The 20,506-nt window shown below is 63.4% G+C and carries 27 protein-coding genes; 1 reads left to right on the forward strand and 26 read right to left on the reverse strand.

Annotation, left to right across the window (positions count from 1 at the left end):
• Positions 1 to 8 precede the first annotated feature (8 nt).
• The 20 genes from rplF to CTP10_RS15810 all read right to left on the reverse strand — a co-directional run bounded on the left by rplF (position 9) and on the right by CTP10_RS15810 (position 11,811).
• Positions 9 to 542, reverse strand: a complete 534-nt coding sequence (gene rplF, locus CTP10_RS15715) for a 50S ribosomal protein L6 (protein ID WP_116320346.1) — start codon at positions 540 to 542, stop codon at positions 9 to 11.
• A gap of 10 nt (positions 543 to 552) precedes the next feature.
• Positions 553 to 948, reverse strand: coding sequence for a 30S ribosomal protein S8 (gene rpsH / locus CTP10_RS15720; RefSeq protein WP_010812384.1), 396 nt, complete (start codon positions 946 to 948; stop codon positions 553 to 555).
• 27 nt (positions 949 to 975) lie between these two features.
• Complete coding sequence (rpsN, locus tag CTP10_RS15725; protein ID WP_010812385.1) at positions 976 to 1,281, reverse strand: 30S ribosomal protein S14; 306 nt, start codon at positions 1,279 to 1,281, stop codon at positions 976 to 978.
• 9 nt (positions 1,282 to 1,290) lie between these two features.
• On the reverse strand, positions 1,291 to 1,833 hold the full coding sequence (gene rplE, locus CTP10_RS15730) for a 50S ribosomal protein L5 (protein WP_010812386.1): 543 nt from the start codon (positions 1,831 to 1,833) through the stop codon (positions 1,291 to 1,293).
• Between the two features lie 25 nt (positions 1,834 to 1,858).
• A complete protein-coding gene (rplX, locus tag CTP10_RS15735) occupies positions 1,859 to 2,167 on the reverse strand; it encodes a 50S ribosomal protein L24 (protein WP_010812387.1) in 309 nt (102 codons plus the stop codon).
• A gap of 9 nt (positions 2,168 to 2,176) precedes the next feature.
• On the reverse strand, positions 2,177 to 2,545 hold the full coding sequence (rplN, locus tag CTP10_RS15740) for a 50S ribosomal protein L14 (RefSeq protein ID WP_010812388.1): 369 nt from the start codon (positions 2,543 to 2,545) through the stop codon (positions 2,177 to 2,179).
• A gap of 278 nt (positions 2,546 to 2,823) precedes the next feature.
• Complete coding sequence (gene rpsQ, locus CTP10_RS15745) at positions 2,824 to 3,102, reverse strand: 30S ribosomal protein S17 (protein ID WP_010812389.1); 279 nt, start codon at positions 3,100 to 3,102, stop codon at positions 2,824 to 2,826.
• Positions 3,099 to 3,293 (reverse strand): 50S ribosomal protein L29, encoded by a 195-nt coding sequence (rpmC, locus tag CTP10_RS15750; protein WP_010812390.1) that lies wholly within the window; start codon positions 3,291 to 3,293, stop codon positions 3,099 to 3,101. The genes rpsQ and rpmC overlap by 4 nt, the downstream gene beginning before the upstream one ends.
• A gap of 11 nt (positions 3,294 to 3,304) precedes the next feature.
• The gene (gene rplP, locus CTP10_RS15755) at positions 3,305 to 3,721 is read right to left on the reverse strand and encodes a 50S ribosomal protein L16 (RefSeq protein WP_006576240.1); all 417 of its coding nucleotides are present in this window, start codon (positions 3,719 to 3,721) and stop codon (positions 3,305 to 3,307) included.
• A gap of 2 nt (positions 3,722 to 3,723) precedes the next feature.
• Positions 3,724 to 4,521, reverse strand: a complete 798-nt coding sequence (gene rpsC / locus CTP10_RS15760; protein ID WP_063241274.1) for a 30S ribosomal protein S3 — start codon at positions 4,519 to 4,521, stop codon at positions 3,724 to 3,726.
• 9 nt (positions 4,522 to 4,530) lie between these two features.
• Positions 4,531 to 4,860 (reverse strand): 50S ribosomal protein L22, encoded by a 330-nt coding sequence (gene rplV / locus CTP10_RS15765; protein ID WP_063241275.1) that lies wholly within the window; start codon positions 4,858 to 4,860, stop codon positions 4,531 to 4,533.
• 9 nt (positions 4,861 to 4,869) lie between these two features.
• Complete coding sequence (rpsS, locus tag CTP10_RS15770) at positions 4,870 to 5,145, reverse strand: 30S ribosomal protein S19 (protein WP_029047585.1); 276 nt, start codon at positions 5,143 to 5,145, stop codon at positions 4,870 to 4,872.
• Positions 5,146 to 5,167: 22 nt separating this feature from the next.
• A complete protein-coding gene (gene rplB / locus CTP10_RS15775) occupies positions 5,168 to 5,998 on the reverse strand; it encodes a 50S ribosomal protein L2 (RefSeq protein ID WP_116320347.1) in 831 nt (276 codons plus the stop codon).
• Positions 5,999 to 6,000: 2 nt separating this feature from the next.
• Positions 6,001 to 6,315 carry a 50S ribosomal protein L23 gene (rplW, locus tag CTP10_RS15780; RefSeq protein ID WP_006576245.1) on the reverse strand — a complete coding sequence of 105 codons (315 nt, stop codon included), beginning with the start codon at positions 6,313 to 6,315 and terminating at the stop codon, positions 6,001 to 6,003.
• Positions 6,312 to 6,932, reverse strand: coding sequence for a 50S ribosomal protein L4 (gene rplD, locus CTP10_RS15785; protein ID WP_010812396.1), 621 nt, complete (start codon positions 6,930 to 6,932; stop codon positions 6,312 to 6,314). Before rplD ends, rplW begins: the two co-directional genes overlap by 4 nt.
• Positions 6,933 to 6,944: 12 nt before the next feature.
• Positions 6,945 to 7,595: a 50S ribosomal protein L3 gene (rplC, locus tag CTP10_RS15790; protein WP_010812397.1), complete on the reverse strand. Its 651-nt coding sequence runs from the start codon at positions 7,593 to 7,595 to the stop codon at positions 6,945 to 6,947.
• A 287-nt stretch (positions 7,596 to 7,882) separates the two neighbouring features.
• Entirely contained in the window at positions 7,883 to 8,383 is a 501-nt protein-coding gene (locus CTP10_RS15795) for a flavin reductase family protein (RefSeq protein WP_116320348.1), read from the reverse strand.
• 1 nt (position 8,384) lies between these two features.
• Complete coding sequence (locus CTP10_RS15800; RefSeq protein WP_116320349.1) at positions 8,385 to 9,626, reverse strand: styrene monooxygenase/indole monooxygenase family protein; 1,242 nt, start codon at positions 9,624 to 9,626, stop codon at positions 8,385 to 8,387.
• Positions 9,627 to 9,658: 32 nt separating this feature from the next.
• Positions 9,659 to 10,447, reverse strand: a complete 789-nt coding sequence (locus tag CTP10_RS15805) for an SDR family oxidoreductase (protein ID WP_116320350.1) — start codon at positions 10,445 to 10,447, stop codon at positions 9,659 to 9,661.
• 134 nt (positions 10,448 to 10,581) lie between these two features.
• Positions 10,582 to 11,811 carry a dienelactone hydrolase family protein gene (locus tag CTP10_RS15810; protein WP_116320351.1) on the reverse strand — a complete coding sequence of 410 codons (1,230 nt, stop codon included), beginning with the start codon at positions 11,809 to 11,811 and terminating at the stop codon, positions 10,582 to 10,584.
• Positions 11,812 to 12,163: 352 nt separating this feature from the next.
• On the opposite strand from CTP10_RS15810, the gene CTP10_RS15815 reads away from it, so the two are divergent.
• Positions 12,164 to 13,183, forward strand: a complete 1,020-nt coding sequence (locus CTP10_RS15815; RefSeq protein WP_116320352.1) for an AraC family transcriptional regulator — start codon at positions 12,164 to 12,166, stop codon at positions 13,181 to 13,183.
• A gap of 97 nt (positions 13,184 to 13,280) precedes the next feature.
• Here CTP10_RS15815 and rpsJ read toward each other — a convergent pair whose 3' ends face one another.
• The 6 genes from rpsJ to recQ all read right to left on the reverse strand — a co-directional run bounded on the left by rpsJ (position 13,281) and on the right by recQ (position 20,426).
• A complete protein-coding gene (rpsJ, locus tag CTP10_RS15820) occupies positions 13,281 to 13,589 on the reverse strand; it encodes a 30S ribosomal protein S10 (protein WP_006160488.1) in 309 nt (102 codons plus the stop codon).
• A gap of 78 nt (positions 13,590 to 13,667) precedes the next feature.
• A complete protein-coding gene (gene tuf / locus CTP10_RS15825; protein ID WP_116320353.1) occupies positions 13,668 to 14,858 on the reverse strand; it encodes an elongation factor Tu in 1,191 nt (396 codons plus the stop codon).
• Between the two features lie 78 nt (positions 14,859 to 14,936).
• Positions 14,937 to 17,045, reverse strand: a complete 2,109-nt coding sequence (gene fusA / locus CTP10_RS15830) for an elongation factor G (RefSeq protein ID WP_063242130.1) — start codon at positions 17,043 to 17,045, stop codon at positions 14,937 to 14,939.
• A 117-nt stretch (positions 17,046 to 17,162) separates the two neighbouring features.
• Positions 17,163 to 17,633 (reverse strand): 30S ribosomal protein S7, encoded by a 471-nt coding sequence (gene rpsG, locus CTP10_RS15835; protein WP_010810459.1) that lies wholly within the window; start codon positions 17,631 to 17,633, stop codon positions 17,163 to 17,165.
• A 230-nt stretch (positions 17,634 to 17,863) separates the two neighbouring features.
• Positions 17,864 to 18,241 (reverse strand): 30S ribosomal protein S12, encoded by a 378-nt coding sequence (gene rpsL, locus CTP10_RS15840; protein ID WP_010810460.1) that lies wholly within the window; start codon positions 18,239 to 18,241, stop codon positions 17,864 to 17,866.
• 337 nt (positions 18,242 to 18,578) lie between these two features.
• Positions 18,579 to 20,426: a DNA helicase RecQ gene (gene recQ, locus CTP10_RS15845; protein ID WP_116320354.1), complete on the reverse strand. Its 1,848-nt coding sequence runs from the start codon at positions 20,424 to 20,426 to the stop codon at positions 18,579 to 18,581.
• Positions 20,427 to 20,506 lie beyond the last annotated feature (80 nt).

The raw sequence follows: 20,506 nt of genomic DNA on the forward strand, positions 1-20,506 counted from the left end.
TGCACCCCTTACTTCTTCTTGGTTTCCTTCAGGATGACGCGCTCGTCGCTGTAACGCACACCCTTGCCCTTGTAGGGCTCAGGCGGGCGGTACGCGCGGACTTCCGCGGCAACCTGACCGACTTTCTGCTTGTCCGCACCCTTGATGATGATCTCGGTCTGCGTCGGCGTTGCAGCCGTCACGCCTTCCGGCATCTCATGGATCACGTCGTGCGAGAAACCAAGCTGGAGCTTCAGCGCAGCGCCTTGCAGCTGGGCACGGTAGCCCACGCCAACGAGGTTCAGCTTGCGCTCGAAACCGGTGGTCACGCCCTTGACCATGTTCGCCGCCAGGGCGCGCATGGTGCCTTGCAGGGCGTTTGCTTCACGCGACTCGTCAGCCGGCGAGAAGGTCAGCGTGTCGTTCTCGACATTGACCTTGACCAGGCTGTGAATCGGTTGCGACAGCGTACCGAGCGGGCCCTTCACGGAGAGCACGCCAGCCGCCACGTTCACTTCCGCGCCCTTGGGGAGCGCGATGGGAGCCTTACCTACACGGGACATGGTTCTCTCCTTAAGCGACGTAGCAGAGAACTTCGCCGCCCACGCCAGTGGCGCGAGCCTTGCGGTCGGTCATCAGACCCTGCGGGGTCGAGATGATCGCCACGCCCAGGCCGTTCATCACTTGCGGGATGTCGCTGCGGCCCTTGTACACGCGCAGGCCGGGCTTCGAGACGCGCTCGATGCGCTCGATCACCGGACGGCCGGCGTAGTACTTCAGGCCGATGCTCAGTTGTGCCTTGCCGCCATCTTCCTGGACGGCGTAATCGTCGATGTAGCCTTCGTCCTTCAGGACCTTGGCGATTGCCACTTTCAGCTTCGACGACGGCATGACAACCGACGCCTTCTGCACGCCTTGGGCGTTGCGGATGCGCGTCAGCATATCGGCGATAGGATCGCTCATGCTCATACTGTTTCTCCTGTAGCCTGTGCGTAATTACCAGCTGGCTTTCGTCAGACCCGGGATTTCGCCCTTGAAGGCGATTTCGCGGATCTTGTTACGCGCCAGGCCAAACTTGCGGAAGGTACCGCGGGGACGACCGGTGATCGCGCAGCGGTTACGCTGGCGAGTCGGGTTCGCGTTGCGCGGGAGCTGTTGCAGCTCGAGACGCGCGCTGTAACGCTCTTCTTCCGACTTCTCTTGGTCGTCGATAATGGCCTTGAGGTTGGCGCGCTTGGCGGCGTACTTCGCCACCAGCTTGGCGCGCTTCTTCTCACGTTCAATCAGAGCCAGTTTAGCCACGGTTACCCCTTAATTGCGGAACGGGAACTTGAACGCACCGAGGAGTGCCTTGGCTTCCTCGTCGTTCTTTGCCGTCGTCGTGATGCTGATGTTCAGACCACGCAGTGCGTCGATCTTGTCGTACTCGATTTCGGGGAAAATGATCTGCTCTTTCACACCGATGTTGTAGTTGCCACGACCGTCGAACGAACGGCCCGACACACCACGGAAGTCACGCACGCGCGGCAGGGCCACGGTGACGAAACGATCGAGGAATTCGAACATGCGCTCGCCGCGCAGGGTCACCATCGCACCGATGGGGTAGCCCTGGCGGATCTTGAAGCCGGCGATGGCCTTCTTGGCCTTCGTCACGACCGGCTTCTGACCAGCGATCTTGGTCAGGTCGCCGACGGCGTTTTCAATGATCTTCTTGTCATTGATCGCTTCGCCAAGGCCCATGTTCAGGGTGATCTTGGTGATGCGCGGCACTTCCATGACCGACTTGTAGCCGAACTGTTCGATCAGCTTCGGCACAACCTGTTCTTTGTAAAACTCTTGCAGACGTGCTGCCATGCTCAACTCCTAAACGTGCCCAGAATCAAGCTGCCACGACGGCGCCGGTGGTCTTCAGCACGCGCACGCGCTTGCCGTCTTCCACCTTGATGCCGACGCGCGACGGCTTGCCATTGGCATCCACGAGCGCAACGTTGGAAATATGCAGCGGCATGACCTTGTCGACCACACCACCGGTAGTGCCCAGCATCGGGTTCGGGCGGGCATGCTTCTTGGCGATGTTCACGCCTTGCACCGCGACCTTGTCGCCAAGCACGGCTTGCACGGTACCGCGCTTGCCCTTGTCCTTGCCGGTCAGCACGATGACTTCGTCGCCTTTGCGAATCTTGTTCATGGCGGCTCCTTACAGCACTTCCGGAGCGAGCGACACGATCTTCATGAATCGCTCGGTACGGAGTTCACGAGTCACCGGCCCGAAGATACGGGTGCCGATCGGCTCGAGCTTGTTGTTCAGCAGGACGGCGGCGTTGCCGTCGAACTTGATCAGCGAACCGTCAGCGCGGCGCACGCCCTTGGCGGTACGCACGACGACGGCGTTGTAGATGTCGCCCTTCTTCACGCGACCGCGCGGCGCTGCGTCCTTGACGGTCACCTTGATGATGTCGCCAACGCTTGCGTAGCGGCGCTTGGAGCCACCCAGCACCTTGATGCACAGCACTTCGCGCGCACCAGTGTTATCGGCCACTTCGAGCCGGCTTTCTGTCTGAATCATGGTGTTTGTCTTCCCAACTTAATCCGCCAGGTGCGATAGCGCCCGTCGGTCAGTCTTGGTCCCGTCGGCTCCGGCCTTGCGCCAGCACCGTCTGGGTTGATCAACTTTGAAGTCGGTAGGAACCTGGCAATCCCGACAGATCGTCGAGGCCGCCTGGCCCTGGCTCGCTCAACAGGCCCGCCCGGGTGGTACAGCTAAGGCGAACGCAATAAAGCGGAAGTCCAGGATTATAGCTACATAATCCTGGACTTGCAAGTCAAGCTAAGAACGTGTTGTTCTTAGATGACGCGTGCAGCCTCTACCAGCCGGGAAACCACCCAGGACTTGGTCCGCGACAGCGGACGGCCTTCCTGGATTTCGACCTTGTCGCCTTCCTTGTACTGGTTGGCTTCGTCGTGTGCGTGGTACTTCTTGGAACGCAGCACGTACTTGCCGTACAGGGGATGCTTGACGCGGTTTTCCACCAAGACCGTAACGGTCTTGTCCATCTTGTCGCTCACGACACGGCCGACCAGGGTACGGCGAAGCGACTTTTCCGTTTGTGCAGCTTCAGTCATTTCGCGTTCGCCTTTTGAGTCAGCACGGTTTGCACGCGCGCGATGTCCTTGCGAACCTTCTTCAGCTGGCTGGTGTTCTGCAGCTGTTGGGTTGCCTTTTGCATGCGCAGGCTAAATTGGGCCTTCAGCAGCTCGGAGAGCTCCTGGTTCAGGCCTGCGGCGTCCTTGCCGCGAAGTTCGGATGCTTTCATTCCTGCTCTCCTTACGTCCCGACCTGGCGCACCACGAAATTGGTGGCGATCGGCAGCTTGGCGGCTGCGAGGCGGAACGCCTCACGCGCCAGCTCTTCGCTCACGCCATCCATTTCGTACAGCATCTTGCCCGGCTGGATTTCAGCCACATAGTATTCCGGGTTGCCCTTACCGTTACCCATACGGACTTCAGCGGGCTTCTTCGAAATCGGCTTGTCCGGGAAGATCCGGATCCAGATGCGGCCGCCACGCTTGATGTGACGGGTCATCGCACGACGTGCCGACTCGATCTGACGAGCCGTCAGACGGCCGCGGCCCATTGCCTTCAGGCCGAATTCGCCGAAAGACACGGCGTTGCCACGGGTAGCCTTACCCGTGTTGCGGCCTTTCTGCTCCTTGCGGTATTTTCTGCGCTTAGGTTGCAGCATCGTTATTCTCCACTCTTCCCATCTGCGCCAGGCGCAGCGCGACGACCGGCACCGGCACCGCCACGGCGGTTGCCACCCGGACGGCCTTCGCCTTCACGGCGGCGACCTTCCGGACGACCCGGACGACGACGACGATCGTCTTGCGGCTCTTCCACCACCGGCGCGTCATTGCGGCCGAGGTGATCCCCCTTGTAGACCCACACCTTGACACCGATGATGCCGTAGGTGGTTTCTGCTTCGGAGAAGCCGTAGTCGATGTCGGCGCGCAGGGTGTGCAGGGGCACACGGCCTTCGCGGTACCACTCGGTACGTGCGATTTCGATACCGTTCAGACGGCCTGCGCTCATGATCTTGATACCCTGGGCGCCCAGGCGCATCGCGTTCTGCATGGCGCGCTTCATGGCGCGGCGGAACATGATGCGGCGCTCGAGCTGCTGGGTGATCGAGTCGGCGATCAGCTGAGCATCGGTTTCCGGCTTGCGGATTTCCTCGATGTTCACGTGCACGGGCACGCCCATGCGACGCTGCAGTTCGGCCTTCAGCAGTTCGATGTCCTCACCCTTCTTGCCGATCACCACGCCCGGACGCGAGCTGTAAATGGTGATGCGGGCATTGCGGGCGGGGCGCTCGATAACGACGCGGCCAACCGATGCGTTCTTCAGCTTCTTCTTCAGGAAGTCGCGAACTTCGATGTCTTCCTTCAGCATGCCGGCGAACTTCGTGTTGCTGGCGTACCAGCGCGAAGCCCAGTTACGGCTGACAGCCAGACGGAAGCCAGTCGGATGAATCTTCTGTCCCATCGTGACTCCTTAGTTGCCGAGCGTCACAGTGATGTGACAGGTTTGTTTCTCGATGCGGTTGCCGCGGCCCTTCGCCCGTGCGGTGAAGCGCTTGAGCGAGGTCGCCTTGTCGACGTAGATCGATTTGACCTTCAGTTCGTCGATGTCGGCGCCTTCGTTGTGCTCGGCGTTGGCGATGGCCGATTCGACCACCTTCTTCACGATCCCGGCAGCCTTTTTCGGGCTGAACTGCAGGACATTGAGCGCGCGCTCGATCGGCAGACCACGGATCTGGTCAGCGACCAGGCGCGTCTTCTGGGCGGAGATGCGGGCACCGCGATGAATCGCTTTCACTTCCATGATGGCACCTTACCTCTTCGCTTTCTTGTCAGCCGCGTGGCCCTTGAACGTGCGGGTAATCGCAAATTCGCCGAGCTTGTGGCCAACCATGTTTTCCGTAACGTACACCGGCACGTGTTGACGGCCGTTGTGCACGGCGATCGTCAGGCCAATGAACTCCGGCAGAATGGTCGAGCGACGCGACCAAGTCTTGATGGGCTTCTTGTCCTTGCCGCTTACCGCAACTTCCACCTTCTTCAGCAGGTGGGCGTCGCAGAACGGACCCTTTTTAGCGGAACGAGTCATATCTTTAGCTCCTACCTACCGATTAGCGCTTGTGGCGCTTCTGGACGATCATGCTGTCCGTGCGCTTGTTGCTGCGGGTGCGGTAGCCCTTGGCCGGGGTACCCCACGGCGAAACCGGATCACGACCAGCAGCAGTCTTGCCTTCACCACCACCGTGCGGGTGATCCACCGGGTTCATCACGACACCACGCACCGTCGGGCGGATACCGCGCCAGCGGGTAGCACCGGCCTTGCCGATGACGCGCAGGCTGTGCTCTTCGTTGCCCACTTCACCGATGGTGGCGCGGCACTCGATGTGCACGCGGCGAACTTCACCCGAGCGCAGGCGAACCTGGGCGTACAGGCCTTCACGAGCCAGCAGCACGGCGGAACCGCCGGCAGCACGCGCGATCTGGGCACCCTTGCCCGGCAGCATTTCCACGTTGTTGATCGTGGTACCGACCGGAATGTTGCGGATCGGCAGGTTGTTACCGGCCTTGATCGGCGCTTCCGAGCCGTTCATCAGCGGTTGGCCGGCAACCATGCCCTTGGTGGCGATGATGTAGCGGCGCTCGCCGTCGGCGAACACAACCAGAGCGATGTTGGCGCTGCGGTTCGGATCGTATTCCAGGCGCTCGACCTTGGCGGCGATGCCGTCCTTGTCGTTGCGCTTGAAGTCGACCACGCGGTAGTGGTGCTTATGACCACCGCCCTTGTGACGGGTGGTGATGTGACCATTGTTGTTACGGCCCGACTTCTGGAATTGCTTTTCCAGCAGCGGAGCGTGCGGGGCGCCCTTGTGAAGGTCCTTGTTGACCACCTTCACCATCGAGCGACGACCCGGGGACGTCGGCTTGGTCTTGACGAGTGCCATGATTACTTGGCCTCCGCTTCAAAATTGATTTCCTGACCCGGCTTCAGCGACACGTAAGCTTTCTTCACGTGGTTGCGGCGGCCCATGAAACGGCCGAAGCGCTTCTGCTTGCCCTTCTGGTTCAGGATCTGAACGGACTGCACCTCGACCTTGAACAGCAGTTCGACGGCGGCCTTCACTTCTGCCTTGTTGGCATCGCGGGCTACCTCGAACACGACTTGTTCATTCTTGTCGGCGACCAGGGTTGCCTTTTCGGAAACCACCGGCGCGAGCAGCACCTGCATCAAACGATGATCGTTCTTGGCTACTTGCGTCATTTCAGCAACTCCTCGATCTGCGCGACGGCCGCCTTGGTCACCAGCACCTTCTTGTAGTGCACGAGCGACAGCGGATCAGCCTGGCGCGGCTCCACGACTGCCACGTGCGGCAGGTTGCGCGAAGCCAGGTAGAGGTTTTCGTCGAGGCTGTCGGTGATGATCAGCACCGAGTCCAGGCCCATGGCCTTGAACTTGTCGGCCAAGAGCTTGGTCTTGGGCGCGTCGACAGTGAAACCGTCCACCACGTTGATACGACCTTCACGTGCGAGCTGCGAGTAAATCGAGCGCATGCCGGCACGGAACATCTTCTTGTTGACCTTCTGGGTGAAGTTCTCTTCCGGCGAATTCGGGAAGATACGGCCGCCCCCGCGCCACAGCGGCGAGGAAGACATACCGGCACGAGCACGGCCCGTACCCTTCTGGCGCCACGGCTTCTTGGTCGTGTGCTTGACCTCTTCACGATCCTTCTGCTTACGGTTACCGCTGCGAGCGTTGGCCTGGTAAGCGACGACGATCTGGTGAACGAGGGCTTCGTTGTAGTCACGGCCGAACACTTCGGGCGACGCGTCAACGCCGGCGCCGATCTGGCCATTGTCCTGGAGGAGCTTGAGTTCCATTACATGCGCTCCTTAAGCTTTGGCTTTGGCCTTGACGGCCGGGGTAACGATGACCTTGCCGTTCTTGGAGCCCGGGATGGCGCCCTTGACCAGCAGCAGCTTGCGCTCTGCGTCGATCTTGGCGATCTCCAGGTTCTGCACGGTGCGGGTGACATCGCCCAGGTGACCGGTCATGCGCTTGCCCGGGAACACACGGCCCGGATCCTGCGCCATACCGATCGAGCCCGGCACGTTGTGCGAGCGCGAGTTACCGTGCGTGGCACGGCCGGAGGCGAAGTGGTAGCGCTTGATGGTACCGGCGTAGCCCTTACCGATGGTCACGCCCTGCACGTCGATCTTCTGACCGACTTCGAACAGGTCGACCGACAGCGAACCGCCAGCTTGCAGTTCGGCAGCCTTGGCTGCGTCGATACGGAATTCGCGGATGATTTCGCCGGCTTCCACGCCGGCTTTGGCGAGGTGACCCGCCAGCGGCTTGGTGACACGGCTTGCGCGTCGTGCGCCGAAGGTGACTTGAACCGCGGTATAACCGTCGGTCTCGTCCGTCTTGATTTGCGTCACGCGGTTGTCGCCGACCTCGACCACGGTCACGGGAATCGCTTCACCGTCGTCCGTGAAAATACGGGTCATGCCAACCTTGCGACCTACAAGGCCAAGGCTCATGGTTTGCTCCATTCCCAGCTGCGATTGGCCGGGGCTGATTGATACACGAAAACTGTGTTTGCGCTTGTGCGCGGATGGGCTGCGCTAAAGAGGACTGCGCGTGGCCAAAACGGCCAACCCACTACCCGGAGACACGGGTAGCCTTACACTATAACGCTTCCCCCAGGAAAGGGCAATAAGCAATTGCGATTTGCCGAGGGGTGTTGCAGGCAGGATTCACGCAGATGTGCGCAAAAGCTGGCACGAAGGCGGCGCGGCGAGCGGCAGGCCCCGCCCCCGCGCAAAGGTCAGGCCGCGACGCGCACGAAGCCGCCACCATAGAAGACCAGCGGCTCGCCCTCTTCCGCCGAGATGGACTCCACCGCGCCCACGACCAGCAGGTGGTCGCCAACGGGATCGGCGCGCTCGACGCGGCATGCGAGCGTGGCGAGCGCCTCGTCCAGGTAGGGCACGCCCTGGGCGCAGCGCGTATGACGCACGCCGGCGAACTTGTCGGCCGCCGGCGTGGCGAAGCGGCGCGCCAGTTCCCCGTGTCCGGCGCGCAGGATGCTGACGCCGAACGGCCGGCCTGGCTCGAACAGGCCCGCATTGGGCGAGTGCGACGCCAGGCTCCACAGGATCAGCGGCGGCGCCAGCGACAGCGACGCGAACGAGTTGACGGTGATGCCGACCGGCCGCTGCTGCGCCGTGCAGGCACCGATGACCGCCACGCCGGTCGCGTAGCGGCCGCAAACCCGGCGCAGTTCGCGTGGATCGAGCAGGGGCGCGGCATGACTGGTGGTGTCCATGTCAGGCAGCCCGCGGCAGGTGGTGGTCGATCAGCTGGTGGCAAGCCTGCGCGTCCATCCACCATGGGAAATAATCCGGCGGATTGTCGAAGCCGTTGGCAATGCGCGCCGCCAGCGCCGGCGCCTGCCCCGCCGCACCCAGCAGCGCCAGGATATGCGGCGGCGGCGGGGTCAGCAGCGAGTTGGTCCACGCCACGACATCGCCGGCATATTGCCAGTACCGGGCGAAGGTCTGCTCCATCCAGTCACGGTCGAACGGCCGCTCGCCATGGGCAAGGATGGCGTCGAGGTAGACCTGGCAGCATTTGGCGGCATTGTTGGAGCCTTGCCCGGTGATCGGGTCGTTGACCACCACGGCATCGGCCATGCCGAATACCATCCGGCCCGATGGCAGCGTCAGCACCGGCTTGCGCACGCTCGGTGCGAAGCGGCCCGACAGGATACCGTTGTCGTCGGTCAGCGCCACGCGCTCGCAGCGCTCGGCTTCCCACGGCGCATAGGTGCGCAGGATGCGCAGGCTTTCTGCGAGGTGCTGCTCGGGCGTGCGCGCCTCGGCCCAGCGGTCCATCGGACCGCCAGGGATGCCTTCGAACACCATGATCTCGCACGGGCCCGACATCGTCAGCGCGGGAAAGACGAAGTATTCGCCGATGCCCGGGATCAGGTTGAAGCAAACCCGCGAGAACGGCTCGCGCGGCACCATGCCGGTCACGTAGGTCAGCGCCAGCGCGCGTTGCGGCTTGTCGAACGGGCTGCGCCGCGCATCGCGCTCGAAACGGCCGACGATCTCGCCCTTGCCGGCAGCCAGCAGCACGAGGACGTGATCGCGCGTCAGGTCCTCCAGTTCATCCATGCCGACATCGACAATGCGCAGGTCGCCGCCACGCGCAGCGAAGGCCTCCATCCAAACCGGCATCTTCAGCCGCTGGTCGACCGCCTGCGCTGGCCGGTCCAGCGGCGCGGCCCAGTCGATGACTTTCGCGCCAGGCTGCTCGGGATGCGGCACGGCGAGGCCAATGCCCTCGACCGGCGGGCAGGTGTCGTCCCACCAGTTGAGGCCGAGGTCGCGCTCGGTCTGCAAGGCGCGGTCGAACATGCATTGGCTCGACATGACCTTGCCTGCGCGGACCTGATCCGGCGCGCGGTTGGACAGCAGCGTGACCTGGTAGCCGGCTGCCTGCAGCCCGAGGGCCATTTGCAAACCGGACTGCCCGGCCCCGACGATGGCGATGCGTTGGCGCATGATGTTGTCTCCTGGTTGGATGCGGGATGGCTTCAGCCGGCCAGCTTGCCGATTGCCGGAACGTTCTGCTCCGGGCCCATGGCGCTGTAGCCACCGTCGACGGCGTAGTCCGCGCCGGTGACAAAGCTGGCATGGTCAGAGCACAGGAACAGCACCACCTGCGCGACCTCGTCGGGCTCGCCAACGCGGCCCAGCAGATGGAATGGCGCGGCAACGGCATCGGTACGGGCGCGGTTGCCGCCGCTGACCTCGTCCATCAGCCGGCACCAGGTCCAGCCGGGCGAGACCGAGTTCACGCGGATACGGTCGGGCGCCAGGTCCATCGCCATGTTGCGCGTCAACTGCGCGATGGCTGCCTTCGATACCGGATAGAGCCAGCGACCGGTCTGCGCGACGGTGGCCGAGATGCTGGTGAAATTGACGATGGCACCGCCGCCGCGCGCGCGCATCAGCGGCTGCACCGCCTGCGCCAGCATCACGCCGGACACGACGTTGACGTCGAGAGCCGTGAGCCAGTCGGCACGGCTGGAACGGAAGCCGTCATCGAGATAGGTGCAGGCAAGGTTGACCAGGAAATCCACGCCGCCAAAGCGCTGCGCGACCTGGCTTACCGCATCGCGGACCTGCTCGTCCTGCGTGATGTCAGCCGCGATGAAGAGGGCGTCCTTGCCCAGCTCCGCGGCGACGCGCTCGCCGTTGGCGGCATCGATATCGAAGATCGCCACGCGCGCGCCAGCCTCGACGAAAGCCCGAGCCACGCCGGCGCCGATCAGCGTGGCGCCGCCGGTGACGATGGCCACCTTGTCCTGCAATCCCTTCATGGTTGTCTCCTTGTTTGCCATCCGTGTCCAGGGTCCGGGCGGGCTTCTTCGGGCCCGCTCCGGATCGATGCTGCAACGCTCGCTACTTGACCTCGCTACTTGACCTCGCTACTTGACCTCGCTACATAACCTCGCTACTTGCCTTCACTCTCCTGCCAGCGCGCCATCAGCGTGTTCGACGGCAAGGCTTCGTCCAGCAGCTTGCGCGCGGTCTCGACGCCCGCCACCGGCAAGCCCGCCGGATCGAGCTTGCCGACCTGCACCAGCACGCTGGCCTGGTCCCAGTAGATATGCTCGTGATAAAGCTTGTCGCCTCGGAACTTGACGATGGCGATCAGCGGGATCTCCACGCGTTTGCCGGTGGGGGGCACGCCAGGCAGCATCCAGTCGATCTCGCAGGTATGCGTGAAGCAGAACAGCAGTTCGTCGACGATCTGCGTGGCACCGACCGTTCGCGACAGCGGGATCAGCGTGGTATCGGGGGGATTGCTGTGGACAAAGTGGTTCTGGTAGAAGCGTCGCAGCTGCGCGTAGCCGACGCCGCCGGTCATGGTCGGGATATGGTTCACATAGGGCTGCGCCACCATCGTCGCCATGGTGGCATCGACGTCGCGCGTGGCGAATTCATATTCGCAGTGCTTGTCCCACAGCGCGGAAAAATCGTAGTGCGGTCCCATCTCGCGCCGCAGCGCGGCGATCGCGCGCTGGTGCGCCATCAGTGCGGACGGCTTGTCGAAGTGCTCGCCGCCAGCACGCGCAAAGGCGTGGTCGACACCCGGGTAGACATAGACCTCGATGTTGTCGCGCCCGGCCAGGGCTTCGCGGATCGCGGCCTGTGCCTGCGGCGGGCAGAAGCCATCCTTCTCCGCGATATGCAGCACCAGGCGGCCTCGCACTTGAGCAGCTTCCCCCAGCGCATGCTCGATGCCCACGCCGTAGTAGGCCACCGCACAGCCCACGTCCGGTAGCCGGCACGCCGCCAGGTAGGCCAGCTTGCCGCCCAGGCAGAATCCCAGCACCCCGGTCTGGCCGACGCATTCCTGGCGCGCCCGCAGCGTATCCAGCGCCGCGCCTACGTCCTGCACGCCCTTGGCTTCGTCGAACTGCTGGTAGAGGCCGAGCGCGCGCTGGAAATCCTCGCCGCGATCGGTCAGCTCGATGCCGGGCGCGAGCCGCCAGAACAGGTCCGGAACCAGCACCGTGTACCCCTCTTCGGCGTAGTAGTCGGCGACCTGCCTCATGGTGGCATTGACGCCGAAGATCTCCTGGCACAACACGATTCCCGGGCCCTTGCCCGTCGCCGGAACGGCGAGATAGCCGCTGAAACTGCCTTCGGGGGTCTGGATCTGGATGGTCTGGCCCATGCCCTGCTCTCCTTGTCGTTGTCTCTTGACGGTGTCCGCTGGCGCCGCCGTGCTGGGTTCCATGATGGTGGCTCCGCACCGCAGCAAACTAGCCGCCCGCTGCAGCGGCTATCCGATTAGTGCAGGAAACTGCCAACTCGGTCAACGCTGCATCGCTGACGGCGAGGGCATCCGCTATAGTGGATCGCGTGGGAGACCGTGCGCCGGCGCAATCCCGGCGCAATGCCGGCGCAATGCCGGTGCGATACCGGACCATCCCCGGACCATGCGGCGCGCACGGCGCCAGGGCTCTGCCAGCACCGGCTGGCCGCCCTGCCCGGCAGCACCGCGGCCACGCCAGAGGAGCGAGACAATGCAGCTGCCCCCCGCCGCCACGGCCTTCCCGCACCAGGGAACGCTGGCGAGCACCCTGCTCGGCGATCCCGCCCGGTGCGTGTTCGCCTCGACCGACCTGGCAGAGACGCGCGCCGCCGTCGGCCGCGTATTCAAGCCGCACCGGCTCGATGTCCGCGGCACGCGGCTGCACGCGCGCATGCACCATGCGCCGCTTGGCGCGGTTTCCTTCAATCGCCTCGCCTACGGGGCCGAGGTCACCATCGATCCCGGTCCGCTTGGGGACTTCCTGCTGGTGCAGATGCCGCTGTCAGGGCAGGCCGATATCCGCTGTGGCGACCAGCACATCGTCTCGACGCCCGACTGCGCTTCGGTGCTGACGCCGAGTGATCCGTTGGCGATGCGCTGGAGCGCCGACAGTGACCAGTTGATCGTGCGCATCGAACGCAGCGCGCTGGAACGCGTCTGCGCCGCGCACCTGGGCCGGCGCCCCGGGCGGCCGCTGCGCTTTGCACTCGGCATGGACTGGCGCATGGGCGCCTGGTATGAGCTGGTGCGCTACCTCGCGGCGATGATCGAGACTGCGCCCGAGACCACGCGCCATCCGCTGACCGCCTGCCAGCTCGAGCAGCTGGTCATCGGCACGCTGCTGACATGGCAGCCGCACAACCTTTCGGATGCGCTGCGCGAGCACGGCAAGCCGTTGGCGCCGCGCCATGTGAAGGTGGTGGAGGAATACATCCATGCCAACGCCGATGCGGAATTGACGCCGGCCTTGCTGGCGGAAGTCGCTGGCGTCAGCGTGCGCAGCCTGTTCGCCGGCTTCCGCGAGCATCGCGGCACCGGGCCGATGGCCTACCTGCGCACCGTGCGCCTCGAGCGGGTGCGGCACGACCTGCTGAACGATGCGTCGGTGACGTCGGTCAGCGCGGCGGCTTTGCGCTGGGGCTTTGCGCACCTGGGGCGCTTCAGCGCGGAGTATCGTCGGGCGTTCGGGGAGTGCCCGGCGCAGACGCTGCGGCGGCGGGGAAGGGGCTAGCCGACCCCACACGAGAACGGCCGCCCAAAACAAAAACGGCGAACCACACGGTTCGCCGTTTTGCTGCATCAAGCCGCCGGAGCGGCCCGAAACATATTTACACCTTGATCTCGACGTCCACGCCGGCCGGCAGGTCGAGCTTCATCAGCGCGTCAACCGTCTTGTCGGTCGGATCGACGATGTCCATCAGGCGCTGGTGAGTGCGGATCTCGAACTGATCGCGGCTGGTCTTGTTGACGTGCGGCGAACGCAGGATGTCGAAGCGCTGGATGCGGGTCGGCAGGGGCACCGGGCCCTTGACGATCGCGCCGGTACGCTTGGCGGTATCCACGATTTCGGCGGCCGACTGGTCGATCAGGCGATAGTCGAAAGCCTTCAGGCGGATACGGATCTTCTGGTTCTGCATGATATTTCCTTAAAAGAGCGATTGGGCAACGTGCCCAGTTAAATGGGGACATGCCTGCAGGCATGTCCCAGGAAGTGCTTAGTCGAGGATCTTTGCCACGACGCCGGCGCCGACGGTACGGCCGCCTTCACGGATAGCGAAGCGCAGGCCTTCTTCCATGGCGATCGGGGCGATCAGCTTGACGGTGATCGACACGTTGTCACCCGGCATCACCATTTCCTTGTCCGCCGGCAGCTCGATCGAGCCGGTCACGTCGGTGGTACGGAAGTAGAACTGCGGGCGGTAGTTGTTGAAGAACGGGGTGTGACGGCCGCCTTCGTCCTTCGACAGGATGTACACCTCGCCGGTGAAGTGGGTGTGCGGCTTGATCGAACCCGGCTTGCACAGCACCTGGCCGCGCTCGACGTCTTCACGCTTGGTGCCGCGCAGCAGCAGACCGACGTTGTCGCCAGCCTGGCCCTGGTCCAGCAGCTTGCGGAACATTTCCACGCCGGTGCAGGTGGTCTTCACGGTCGGGCGAATACCGACGATTTCGATTTCTTCGCCAACCTTCACCACGCCGCGCTCGATACGGCCGGTCACCACGGTGCCGCGACCCGAGATCGAGAACACGTCTTCCACCGGCATCAGGAAGGTACCGTCAACGGCACGCTCCGGCGTCGGGATGTAGCTGTCCAGCGCTTCGGCCAGGTTCATGATGGCCACTTCGCCCAGCTCGCCCTTGTCGCCTTCCAGCGCCAGCTTGGCCGAACCCTTGATGATCGGGGTGTCGTCGCCGGGGAATTCGTACTTCGACAGCAGCTCGCGAACTTCCATCTCGACCAGCTCGAGCAGTTCAGCGTCGTCCACCATGTCGCACTTGTTCAGGAACACGATGATGTACGGCACGCCAACCTGACGGGCCAGCAGGATGTGCTCGCGCGTTTGCGGCATCGGGCCGTCAGCGGCCGAGCACACCAGGATCGCGCCGTCCATCTGGGCGGCACCCGTGATCATGTTCTTCACGTAGTCGGCGTGGCCCGGGCAGTCAACGTGCGCGTAGTGGCGGTTGGCCGTCTCGTACTCGACGTGGGCGGTATTGATGGTAATACCGCGTGCCTTTTCTTCCGGCGCTGCGTCGATTTCGTCGTACTTCTTGGCGGCACCGCCGAACTTGGCAGCCAGCACCGTGGCGATCGCTGCGGTCAGCGTGGTCTTGCCATGGTCAACGTGACCAATCGTACCAACGTTCACGTGCGGCTTGGTCCGCTCGAACTTTTCCTTTGCCATTTCTTAGCTCCTGATAGGAATGCAGTCTTGTTGTTTCATCGCGCCGCCGCACCGGCAGGCGCGGCGGCAAACTTCGAATTACTTGCCCTTGGCCGTCATCACGGCTTCGGCGATGTTCTTCGGTGCCTCAGCGTAGTGCTTGAATTCCATGGTGTACGTGGCGCGGCCTTGCGTGGCCGAGCGCAGCGACGTGGAATAACCGAACATTTCCGACAGCGGGACTTCGGCCTTGATGATCTTGCCGCCGCCCACCATGTCGTCCATGCCCTGCACGATGCCGCGGCGGGACGACAGGTCGCCCATCACGGTACCCGTGTAGTCTTCCGGCGTTTCCACTTCCACGGCCATCATCGGCTCGAGCAGAACCGGGCTGGCCTTGCGCATGGCTTCCTTGAAGGCCATCGAGCCGGCCATGCGGAACGCGTTTTCGTTCGAGTCCACGTCGTGGTACGAACCAAACGTCAGCGTGACCTTCACGTCCACCACCGGGAAGCCAGCCAGGATGCCGTTCGGCAGCGTGTCGACGATACCCTTCTCTACCGCCGGGATGTATTCGCGAGGAATCACGCCGCCCTTGATGGCGTCGATGAACTCGAAGCCCTTGCCCGGCTCTTGCGGTTCCAGCGTGATCACGGCGTGACCGTACTGGCCGCGGCCGCCCGACTGCTTGACGAACTTGCCCTCGACGCCTTCGGCGGTCTTGCGAATGGTTTCGCGGTAGGCCACCTGCGGCGCGCCGATGTTGGCTTCCACGTTGAATTCGCGCTTCATGCGGTCGACCAGAATTTCGAGGTGGAGCTCGCCCATGCCCGAAATGATGGTCTGACCCGATTCTTCATCGGTACGCACGCGGAACGACGGATCTTCAGCGGCCAGGCGGTTCAGGGCGATGCCCATCTTTTCCTGGTCAGCCTTGGTCTTCGGCTCGACAGCCTGCGAGATCACCGGCTCCGGGAACACCATGCGCTCGAGCACGATCGGTGCAGCCGGATCGCACAGCGTGTCGCCCGTGGTGGCGTCCTTCAGACCCACTGCAGCGGCGATGTCGCCGGCCAGCACTTCCTTGATTTCTTCGCGCTGGTTGGCATGCATCTGCAGAATACGGCCGAGGCGTTCCTTCTTGCTCTTGACCGGGTTGTACACGGTGTCGCCCGAATTGATCTTGCCCGAGTACACGCGGAAGAAGATCAGCTGACCAACGAACGGGTCGGTCATGATCTTGAACGCCAGTGCCGAGAACTTTTCGTTGTCGTCAGCCTTGCGCTCGAGCTTCTTCTCGCTGTCGTCCTCGTCCGTGCCCGTAACCGGCGGAATGTCGACCGGCGACGGCAGGAAGTCGATCACGGCGTCGAGCATGCGCTGCACGCCCTTGTTCTTGAACGCGGTGCCGCACAGCATCGGCTGGATTTCGCAGGCGATGGTACGGTCACGCAGCGCCTTGACGATCTCGGCGCGGGTCAGCTCTTCGCCGCCCAGGTACTTTTCCATCAGCTCTTCGCTGGCTTCGGCGGCGGACTCGACCATCTTCTCGCGCCATTCGTCAGCGGTGGCTTGCAGCTCGGCCGGGATGTCCTGGTATTCGAACTTCACGCCCTGGCTGGCTTCGTCCCAAACGATCGCCTTCATTTCCAGCAGATCGACGACGCCCTGGAAGCCGTCTTCAGCGCCGATCGGCACCACGACGGGCACCGGGTTAGCCTTCAGGCGGGTCTTCAGCTGGTCGTAGACCTTGAAGAAGTTCGCGCCGGTACGGTCCATCTTGTTGACGAACGCCAGACGCGGCACCTTGTACTTGTTGGCCTGACGCCAGACGGTTTCGGACTGCGGCTGCACGCCACCCACTGCGCAGTACACCATGCACGCGCCGTCCAGCACGCGCATGGAACGCTCCACCTCGATGGTGAAGTCCACGTGGCCCGGGGTGTCGATGATGTTGAAGCGGTGCTCGGGGTAGTTGCCGCCCATGCCCTTCCAGAAGGCGGTGGTCGCAGCAGACGTGATGGTGATGCCGCGCTCCTGCTCCTGCTCCATCCAGTCCATGGTGGCCGCGCCATCATGCACTTCACCGATCTTGTGGTTCACACCGGTGTAGAACAGGATCCGCTCGGTCGTGGTGGTTTTACCCGCGTCAATGTGAGCCGAGATACCGATATTGCGGTAGCGCTCAATGGGAGTCTTACGAGCCACTTTAATCCTCTATTCGTCCGTGAGGCGCCGGCATCTCATGGCCCGCGCCCCTAACACAAACGGGCGAGATGTGTAAAAACACAGCCCGCCCGGCAACCAACAAACGCTATCGCGCGCTTAGAAGCGGAAATGCGAGAACGCCTTGTTGGCTTCGGCCATGCGGTGCACTTCGTCACGCTTCTTCATTGCGCCGCCACGGCCTTCCGATGCTTCCAGCAGCTCACCTGCCAGGCGCAGCGCCATCGACTTCTCGCTGCGTTTCTTCGCGGCCTCGCGCAGCCAACGCATCGCCAATGCCAGACGACGCGACGGACGGACTTCGACCGGAACCTGATAGTTGGCGCCGCCCACGCGACGGCTCTTCACTTCCACCACCGGCTTCACGTTGTTGATGGCAACGGAGAACACTTCGATGGGGGCCTTGCCTGCCTTCTTCTCGATCTGGTCGAACGCGCCATAGACGATACGTTCGGCAACCGACTTCTTGCCGTCCAGCATCAGCACGTTCATGAACTTGGCAACTTCAACGTTGCCGAACTTCGGATCAGGCAGAACATCCCGCTTGGGGACTTCACGACGACGTGGCATCTTCTTTCCTTTAGATTCAGTTGAGAGCGCGGTCAGTTGTTTCCGCTCTCCGGCCACCAACTAGCTTGCATGCAATAGACAGCAAATTCGCCGGGGTGACCACTTACTCGACGGCACGGTTGCCAAAAAGGCGCTCCGTTGTACCGCCGCCTGGTGACAGCACCATGACTCGCGCCACAGGCTATCGTTTGTTTGCTGCTTTGGGTCTCGCAGACCCAGGCACCCTAAGCTTAGGCCGCCTTCGGACGCTTCGCGCCGTACTTCGAACGGGCCTGCTTGCGGTCCTTCACGCCTTGCAGATCCAGCGAGCCACGGACGATGTGGTAACGCACACCCGGCAGATCCTTCACACGGCCGCCGCGGATCAGCACGACCGAGTGTTCCTGCAGGTTGTGGCCTTCACCGCCGATGTACGAAATGACTTCGAAACCGTTGGTCAGGCGCACCTTGGCGACCTTACGCAGTGCCGAGTTCGGCTTCTTCGGCGTCGTGGTGTACACGCGGGTGCACACACCACGGCGCTGGGGGCAGTTCTCAAGCGCCGGGCTCTTGCTCTTGACGACTTCAGAGACGCGCGGCTTGCGAACCAGTTGGTTGATAGTTGGCATTGTTCAATCCAGCTTGGTTTTACGAAAAACGCCCCTCGCACCGGCATGTACCAGGATGGAGAGGCAACTACGGGTTTTTGGGCGGGAGAGATGAGCAGACGCGCTCTGGAGACGGGACTGTGCGGTAACAGCATGCCAAAGAGCGCGAGCCGGCACCCGGATCCCGCATCTGCCGCCACCGGTCCATCAAAACCGGTCCGGAAGGCTTGCCAGCAGCGGCATGAAAGCCACTTATCCGACGGGCGAGCGAAATCCAAAGCCAAAAACTCGAATCTGGCATCCTAGCAGGGGAATCGTATACAGTCAAGCCGTATACCCGACAGGCAAACAGTACCGGCTAGACCCCGCGCAGGGTGTCGAGGATACCCTGCCCATAGCGCTCCAGCTTGGATGCACCAATCCCGGGAATCCCTTGCATCGCCGAGAGCGAGTCCGGCGCAGTGCGCGCCAGTTCGGCCAGCGTGGCGTCATGGAAGATCACGTAGGCCGGCACGCCGTGTTCGCGCGCGGCTTCCGTGCGCCAGCGGCGCAGCGCCTCCCAGTTTGCCAGCGTATCGGCGTCCATGTCCGCGGTATGGTCGGTGCGGGTGCCGCGCGCCGCGCGCTCGCCGGACTTGCCGGGCTTGGTAGCCTGGCGTCGCAGGATGATCTGCCGCTCGCCCTTGAGCACCTCGCGCGCGCGCTCGCCCAGCAGCAGCGCGCCGTGGCCGCCATGGTCGATCATCAGCAAGCCCTGGGCGATCAGTTGGCGGAAGACCGTGTGCCACTCATGCACCGAACGGTCCTTGCCGATGCCGAAGGTCGATACCTTGTCATGGCCCCACTGCTTGATCTTCTCCGAGGCATTGCCGCGCAGTACGTCGACCAGGTGGGTCGCGCCAAAGTGGATCCGGCTTGCCTGCGCGGTGCGGTAGACGCATGACAGCGCCATCTGCGCCTCGCGCGTGCCATCCCAGGTGGCCGGCGGCTCCAGGCAGGTATCGCAGTTGCCACAGGGTTCGCTGGCTTCGTTGAAGTAGTCAAGGATGCGCTGGCGCCGGCAGCCGGCGGTTTCGCACAAACCCAGCAGCGCGTCGAGCTTGGCCGACGACACGCGCTTGAAGGCCTCGTCCGCCTCGGACTCATCGATCATGCGCTTCTGCTGCACCACATCGCCCAGGCCATAGGCCATCCACGCATTGGCCGGCATACCGTCGCGGCCGGCGCGGCCCGTCTCCTGGTAGTAGCCCTCCATGCTCTTGGGCAGGTCAAGGTGAGCGACGAAGCGGACGTCCGGCTTGTCGATCCCCATGCCAAAGGCAATGGTGGCCACCATTACCAGCCCTTCTTCCTCGCGGAAGCGTGCCTGGTGGCGCTGGCGCGTGCCGGGGTCCATGCCGGCATGGTAGGGCAGCGCGTTGATGCCCTGCCCTACCAGCCACGCCGCGGTGTCTTCCACCTTCTTGCGTGACAGGCAGTAGATGATGCCGCTGTCGTGGGTGCCGTCGGCGGCGGTGTGCTCCGCCTTGATAAAGGCCAGCAACTGCTGGCGCGCATTGTCCTTCTCGACGATGCGGTAGCGGATATTGGGCCGGTCGAAGCTGGAGATGAAAACGCGGGCGTCGTCCAGCGCCAGTCGCTCAATGATCTCGTTGCGCGTCAGCGCGTCAGCCGTTGCGGTCAGCGCGATGCGCGGCACGTACGGGAATCGCTCGTGCAGCACCGACAGCTGGATGTACTCAGGCCGGAAATCATGGCCCCACTGCGATACGCAATGCGCCTCGTCGATGGCGAACAGCCCGACACGGGTACGCTCGAGCAGGTCGAGGAAGCGCGGGGTCATCAGCCGCTCGGGTGCGACGTAGAGGATCTCCACCCTGCCGGCCAGCAGGTCGCGCTCGACGGCGGACGCCTCTGAACTGGTCAGCGTCGAATTCAGCACCGCGGCGCGCACGCCGGCTTCGGTCAGTGCCGCGACCTGGTCCTGCATCAGCGCGATCAACGGCGATACCACGATGCCGACACCCTGCCCTGTGCGCTGGCGCAGCAGCGCCGGAATCTGGTAACACAGCGACTTGCCGCCGCCGGTCGGCATCAGCACCAGGCTGTCGCCGCCTTCGGCAACGTGGTCGATGATCTCGGCCTGGCGCCCGCGGAAGGCGTGATAGCCGAAGACATCTTTGAGGATCGCCAGTGCTTGCGACATGGACTGCGGAATTGCTGAAGCCGGAAAAGCCGTAACCTTACCACTAAGGAACGCGGCCACCGCGCCTGGCGCGCAAACTC

This window comes from Cupriavidus sp. P-10 (assembly GCF_003402535.2).
Lineage (GTDB): Bacteria > Pseudomonadota > Gammaproteobacteria > Burkholderiales > Burkholderiaceae > Cupriavidus.